Genomic DNA, 3,604 nt, shown 5'->3' on the forward strand with positions numbered 1-3,604 from the left:
GTCGAGCCCGGCCCAGGGCGCCGACTACACCGCCAAGGTGCTGGATGCGCTGACCGCCGACCCCGCGGTCTGGAGCAAGACCGTGCTGTTCCTGAACTTCGACGAGAACGACGGCTTCTTCGACCACGTGCCGCCGCCGGCACCGCCCTCGTACGCCAGCTGGGATGCCGATCCGGCGAAGGCGGTGCTGGCGGGCGCGAGCACGGTGGACACCGCGGCCGAGTACCACGAGCACCTGAAGGCGTACCACACGGCGGCCTACGAGCCCTCGCTGCTGCACCGGCCGTACGGCCTCGGGCCGCGCGTGCCGATGTACRTGATCTCGCCGTGGAGCAAGGGCGGCTGGGTCAACTCGCAGGTGTTCGACCACACCTCGCCGCTGCAGTTCATCGAGCAGCGCTTCGGCGTGAAGGAGCCCAACATCTCGGCCTGGCGCCGTGCGGTGTGCGGCGACATGACGTCGGCCTTCAACTTCGCCGACCCGAACAACGCCGAGTTCTTCAGGAACCTGCCGGCGACCACCGCGTTGGCGGACCGTGCACGCGCGCTGCCCCAGCGCACCGTGCCCACGCTGCCGAACGAGGCCGCGATGCCGGTGCAGGCCAAGGGCACCCGCCCGTCGCGCGCACTGCCGTACGAGTTGCACGTCAGTGCGGTCTGCACCCCGGCCTCGCAGCAGGTCACGCTGATCTTCTCGAACACCGGCCGCGCGGCAGCGGTCTTCCACGTCTACGATCGCCTGCACCTGGATGCCGTCCCCCGGCGCTACACCRTCGAGGCCGGCAAGCAGCTGCGGGGCAACTGGGCCCTGGCAGCGGACCTGGGCGTCTACGACCTCTGGGTGCTCGGGCCGGCCGGACTGCATCGCCATTTCACCGGCAACGCCAGCACGCTCGCCGTGGCGAGCCGGCCTAATCCGGAGATCCAGGTCTGCTACGACGTCGCCAACAGCGACCTGGTGCTGAAGCTGCACAACACCGGCACGGCGGACTGCACCTTCAGCGTGCGGGCCAATGCGTATTTCGACGCCACGGTGCAGACGGTGGCGGTCGGCCCGGGCGGCGAACAGACGCTGGCGTGGGCGCTGAAGGACAGCGGCAACTGGTACGACTTCAGCGTCGGCGTGCCGGCGCTGCCGGGCTACAGCCGCCGCTTCGCCGGGCGCCTGGAAACCGGCGCGCACCTGGTCAGCGACCCGGCGATGTTCGGCCCCGCGGTCGCCGACCAGCCGTCCATCACACGTTGACCCGGCGCAAGCCGTCCGTCCGCCGGGCGGCTTGCGGCATCATCGCCACATGCTCCAGCAAGATCGTCATCAGCGCATCCGGGCCCTGCTCGCCGGCGACGGGCAGGCCAGCACCGAGCGCATCGCCAATGAACTGGGGGTGTCGCGCGAGACGGTGCGGCGCGACGTGCTCGCGCTGGAAGCCGCCGGGCAGCTGCGCCGCGTGTTCGGCGGCGTCCTGGCCTGCGACACCGAGGCCGAGCTGCCGCTCGCGCAGCGCAACAAGATCCATGCGCTGGACAAGCGCGCGATCGTGCGCGCTGCGGCACGCCTGCCGCAGCCGGGCCAGTCCTTGTTCATCGATGCCGGCAGCACCGTGTCGATGCTGGCGCAGGAGCTGGCCTCGCTGCGCGACTTCACGGTGATCACCAACTCGTTCGACGTGGCATTGAAGCTCGCCAGCCCGACGCTGGACGGCGGCTCACCCCGGCACCAGGTGCATGTGCTCGGCGGACGGCCGCGGCCGGAACTGGCCGCGAACTACGGCGACGCCACCGTGGCCGAGGTGATGCGCTGGCGGGTCGACTGGGCCCTGCTCTCGCCCGTCGGCGTGGAGGCGCGCATGGGCGCCAGCAGCTTCGATCCGTCGGAGGCGGAGCTGGCGCGCGCGATGGTGCGCCAGGCCCGGCGCACCGTGCTGCTGGCCGACCACAGCAAGATCGGCGTGTGCGCCCGGGTCGCGTTCTGCGGCATCGAGCAGGTCCACCAGCTGATCACCAACAAGCGGGCCCGGGAATCGGCGGCGCTGCACGCGCTGGCCGACGCGGGCTGCGAGTTGACGCTGGTGTGACGGGTGTGATCGAGGCGGGCAACCCGCGCTCGATCAGATCGAGAACCCCAGCAGCATCGCGACGCCGGCTTCCTTGTTCGGCCGCACGAAGCTGTCGCGCGTCAGGCGGCTCATCTTGATCGTCAGCGCATCGGTCAGGAACCACTTGGTGTACAGCGCGTTGATCTCGCCGCTCACGTAGAGCTGCGCCAGGCTGCGGTCGACCGACGCGARCAGCGCGGTGTCGCCCTTGCGCACCATCACCGCGTACGGCTCGACCGACAGTGCCAGGTTGCTGACCTGGAAGGTGTCGAGCGCCTTGTCGTTGGAGGCCAGGCCGAGCAGCAGCGAATCATCCTGCGGGAAGGCGCGCACGCGGCCTTCCTTCAGCGCCTTGTAGGCTTCGCCGTTGCTCGCGAAGGTGGTCAGCTGCGCATGCAGCTCGCCGTTGGCCAGCTGGTTGAAGAGCTTCTCCGAGGTCGTGCCCTTGCTGAGCGCCACCGGCAGGCCGTTCAGGTCCTTCACCGACTCGACCTGCAGGTTCTTCGGCGTCAGCAGGCGCATCGAGGCGACGAAGAAGGTGTAGCTGAAGGCGACCTTCTCCTGGCGTGCGCGGGTGTTGGTGGTCGAGCCGCATTCCATGTCGATCTCGCCGCTCAGCAGCTTCGGGATCCGCTCCGGTCCGCTGACGACCTTGTATTGCACCTTCAGGTCGGGCAGCTTCAGCTCGCGCTTGATGCCTTCGACCGCATTCAGGCACAGGTCGACTGAGTAGCCGACCGGTTGCTTCTGTTCATTCAGGAACGAGAACGGTCGCGCGGCCTCGCGCACGCCGAGCACCACGACCTTGGTCTCGCGGATGCGGGCCATCGTGTCGGCGGGGGCCTGTGCCTGCGCCTGGGCGAATGCCGCACCGCTGGCACCGGCCAGCAGCAGCAGGCCCGTCACGTGGCGCACGACGTGGCGCATCACGCCGTGAAAAGGGGAGAACATCTTGGAAGCTCCGACCAAAAAGGGTCGAATTATAGGGTTTACCCTATTCGCATTTCCGTGACGGAGGTCGCACTGGACGGGAACCTCTATCCCCTTGTTTCGGGGGAGTTTTGCTTGACGGACCTCAAATGGGCAGGCTAGGTGGGCGGCCCTTCAGCAACGGCAAACCGCGGTAACGCCCTTCGAAGTAGCGCTTCTCGACATCCTCGCTCTCCCGGCCCTCGAAGTCGTGTACCGATCGAAGCTGGGTCGCGCCGTTGGCATCGCGCTCGACGATCCAGATCTGGTCGCGGCGCAGCAGCTTCGTGCCCATCAGGTGGGTGTCGTGCGTCGTGAAGACCAACTGGGAGGGATCTTCGCTGTCCAGATGCTTGTCGATCAGCGCAGCGACGATCTTCGGGTGCAGGCTGCTGTCGAATTGATCGACGGCAAGTACTGCACGGCTGCCGTATCCCTTGATCGACCACGGAACAAAGAATCCGATCAGATTCCTGGTCCCTTCTGACTGATCGTCGGGATCGACGGATCCGGCCTGGAACGCAGACACCGGAACATCC

At 67.8% G+C, this 3,604-nt stretch carries 4 protein-coding genes; 2 read left to right on the forward strand and 2 right to left on the reverse strand.

The window, feature by feature from the left end; all coding sequences use genetic code 11:
• Together AC1D15_RS22325 and AC1D15_RS22330 are read left to right on the forward strand one after the other, a co-directional pair.
• On the forward strand, window positions 1-1,246 hold a 1,246-nt coding region (locus tag AC1D15_RS22325), incomplete at its 5' end, for a phospholipase domain-containing protein (protein ID WP_477827688.1).
• A gap of 49 nt (window positions 1,247-1,295) precedes the next feature.
• The gene (locus AC1D15_RS22330) at window positions 1,296-2,075 is read left to right on the forward strand and encodes a DeoR/GlpR family DNA-binding transcription regulator (RefSeq protein ID WP_477827689.1); all 780 of its coding nucleotides are present in this window, start codon (window positions 1,296-1,298) and stop codon (window positions 2,073-2,075) included.
• 33 nt (window positions 2,076-2,108) lie between these two features.
• Here AC1D15_RS22330 and AC1D15_RS22335 read toward each other — a convergent pair whose 3' ends face one another.
• Both AC1D15_RS22335 and AC1D15_RS22340 read right to left on the reverse strand, forming a co-directional pair.
• Window positions 2,109-3,047, reverse strand: a complete 939-nt coding sequence (locus tag AC1D15_RS22335) for an amino acid ABC transporter substrate-binding protein (protein ID WP_477827690.1) — start codon at window positions 3,045-3,047, stop codon at window positions 2,109-2,111.
• Window positions 3,048-3,171: 124 nt separating this feature from the next.
• Window positions 3,172-3,604: AAA family ATPase (locus AC1D15_RS22340; RefSeq protein WP_477827691.1), on the reverse strand; the 433-nt coding region annotated here is incomplete at its 5' end.

The sequence above is a fragment of the Rhizobacter sp. P2_H2 genome, from assembly GCF_056403375.1.